Annotated in this window: 3 protein-coding genes; all 3 read right to left on the reverse strand. The window is 70.0% G+C overall.

What is annotated here, in order from left to right:
* On the reverse strand, nucleotides 1-1,719 hold a 1,719-nt coding region (gene ilvD, locus LQV45_RS22780; protein WP_230008943.1), incomplete at its 3' end, for a dihydroxy-acid dehydratase.
* 9 nt (nucleotides 1,720-1,728) lie between these two features.
* Nucleotides 1,729-2,508, reverse strand: a complete 780-nt coding sequence (otsB, locus tag LQV45_RS22785; RefSeq protein WP_230008944.1) for a trehalose-phosphatase — start codon at nucleotides 2,506-2,508, stop codon at nucleotides 1,729-1,731.
* A partial coding sequence (locus tag LQV45_RS22790; protein WP_230008945.1) for a trehalose-6-phosphate synthase occupies nucleotides 2,505-3,147 on the reverse strand: 643 nt, incomplete at its 5' end. The genes otsB and LQV45_RS22790, both read right to left, overlap by 4 nt.

Here is a 3,147-nt window from a genome sequence, read left to right on the forward strand (position 1 = left end):
GACGAAATACGGGCCCGTGGAGGCGCTGTGGACGAGCTTGGCGTACTTGGCGAGCACACCCTTCGTGAACTTGGCCGGGAGCGGCTCCCAGCCGACCTTGCGGGCCTCGAGCTCGGCGCCGTCGACCAGGAGGTCGAAGGTGCGGGCCGCGATGTCCACGCGGATCCGGTCGCCGTCCTTGACGAACGCGATGGGGCCGCCGTCGACGGCTTCCGGCGCGACGTGGCCGATGCACAGGCCGGTGGTTCCGCCGGAGAACCGTCCGTCGGTCAGCAGCAGGACGTCCTTGCCCAGGCCCGCGCCCTTGATGGCGCCGGTGATGGCGAGCATCTCGCGCATGCCGGGGCCGCCCTTGGGGCCTTCGTAGCGGATCACGACGACGTCGCCCTTGTGGATCTCACCCTTGTCCAGGGCATCGAGCGCGCCCTGTTCGCGTTCGAACACGCGGGCCGTGCCCTCGAAGACGTCGGCGTCGAAGCCGGCGCTCTTGACGACAGCTCCTTCCGGGGCCATCGAGCCGTGCAGGATGGTGATGCCGCCGGTCTTGTGGATCGGGTTGTCCAGTGCGCGCAGGATCTTGCCGTCCAGGTCCGGCGGGTTGATCGCGGCGAGGTTCTCGGCCACGGTCTTGCCGGTGACGGTGAGGCAGTCACCGTGCAGCAGGCCGGCGTCGAGCAGTGCCTTCATGATCACCGGCACGCCGCCGATCTTGTCGACGTCGGTCATGACGTAGCGGCCGAACGGCTTGAGGTCGCCCAGGTGCGGGATCTTGTCGCCAATCCGGTTGAAGTCCTCCAGCGTCAGCTCCACCTCGGCTTCGCGGGCGATCGCGAGCAGGTGCAGCACGGCGTTGGTGGAACCGCCAAAGGCCATCGTGACGGCGATGGCGTTCTCGAACGCCTTGCGCGTCATGATGTCGCGGGCGGTGATGCCCAGGCGCAGGAGGTTGACCACGGCTTCGCCGGACTTGTGCGCAAAGGCGTCGCGGCGGCGGTCCGCGGAGGGCGGTGCGGCCGAGCCTGGCAGGGACATGCCCAGGGCCTCGCCGATGCAGGCCATGGTGTTGGCGGTGTACATGCCGCCGCAGGCGCCCTCGCCCGGGCAGATGGCCTTTTCGATGCGGTCCAGGTCCTCGCGGCTCATCTTGCCGGCGGCGCACGCGCCGACGGCCTCGAACGCGTCGATGAGGGTGACTTCCTTTTCGGAGCCGTCCTCGAGCTTGACCCAGCCGGGCATGATGGAGCCGGCGTAGAGGAACACGGCGGCCAGGTCCAGGCGGGCCGCGGCCATCAGCATGCCGGGCAGCGACTTGTCGCAGCCGGCCAGGAGCACAGAGCCGTCGATCCGCTCGGCCTGCATGACCGTCTCGACCGAGTCGGCGATGACCTCGCGCGAGACGAGCGAGAAGTGCATGCCCTCGTGGCCCATCGAGATGCCGTCGGAGACGGAGATGGTGCCGAACTGCAGCGGGTATCCGCCACCGGAGTGCACGCCCTCTTTGGCGCCCTGGGCCAGACGGTCCAGGCTCAGGTTGCAGGGCGTGATCTCGTTCCAGCTGGACGCGATGCCGATCTGGGGCTTGTCCCAGTCATCGTCGCCCATGCCGACGCCGCGGAGCATTCCGCGCGACGTGGTGGCTTCGATGCCATCGGTGATGACGCGGCTGCGGGGCTTGATGTCGATCTCGCCGGCGGGGGTCAAATTGTGCGGTGCGGGCATTCTCGCAGTCTATTGCGCGTGGGCGACGCGCTGATGCGCCACGGCCTCGAGAACGTCGACGAAAGCATCGATGTCGGCGACCTTCAGGTCGGCCGCGGTCTCTCCGGAACCGATATGGATGCCGAGATCCCCCGCCGAGAGCGAGCGCAGGGCGTCCTCATCGGTGACGTCGTCGCCCGCGAAGAGCACGGCCGTCGCCCCTACGCGCTCCCGCAGGCGCTCGACGGCGGAGTCCTTGCCCTCGTGGCGGAACGCGAACTCGAGGATGTCGTGGCCGGTGCGGCGACGCCACCGTGGCGCTTCCGCGCCGACGAGCGCGTCGGCGATCTCGCGCGCCTCCGCCGCGTCGGTGGCATCCGCTCGACGGGTGTGCACCCCGACACCGAACTCCTTCGGTTCAATCCAGACGCCGGTCGCGTGGGCGGTGCGGCGCTCCAGCTCGGCCTGGAGCCGGTCCCGGAGCGACAGGTGCTCGGCATCGTCCGGCGCCGGCTCCTCGCCCGTGCCCGGAACCCAGTACTGCACGCCGTGGGACGCGGCCAGCCACACCGGAGAGTCGTCGTCGTGCTCCGCGATCTCGCGCAGGTGCCCCAGGGACCGCCCCGAGACGAGGGCGACCACGGTGTCGGGCGCGGCGGCGAGGGCATCGACCGCGGCCCGGGCGCGCGGCGTCATCCGCGCCGTCATCGGGTCGTCGACGAGCGGAGCGAGCGTGCCGTCGAAATCGAGCGCGACCAAGAGGACCGCCGTGGTGGACACGGCCTCGATCGCGGCGTCGGCGGCGGTCATGAGCCGGCCTCTTCGTCCACGGAGGCGGCGCGAGCGGCAACGGCCGCCGGGGCGCTCGATGTCCGGCCGTGGAAGGCCGAGAGCGCCTCCAGGAACTCGCGCGACCAATCCTCGACGTCGTGATCGCGCACCCGCTTTCGCAGCGCGCGCATGCGGCGCCCCTGCTCGGCCGCGGGCATGTCGACCGCACGCACGATGGCCTCTTTGAGGCCGTCGATGTCGTGCGGGTTGATCTGCAGGGCGCTGCCCATCTCATCTGCCGCGCCGGCGAACTCGCTCAGCACGAGCACGCCCCGGTTGTCGATCCGGCTGGCGACGTACTCCTTCGCCACGAGGTTCATTCCGTCGCGCAGGGCCGTGACGAGCATGACGTCAGCCGCGAGGTAGAGCGCGACCATCTCCTCCCGCGGGTAGGACTGGTGCAGGTACCGGATCGCGGTGTGCCCCATCGTGTCGCGGTCGCCGTTGATGCGTCCGACGGTCATCTCGATCTCGTCGCGCAGCTGCACGTAGGCCTCGACGCGTTCGCGGCTGGGGCTCGCGACCTGCACGAGGGTGGCGTCCTCGACGGTGGCGCGGCCATCCTCGAGCAGTTCGCCCCACGCCTTCAGACGGTGGCGAATGCCCTTGGTGTAGTCC

The organism is Microbacterium sp. Bi128 (assembly GCF_918698205.1).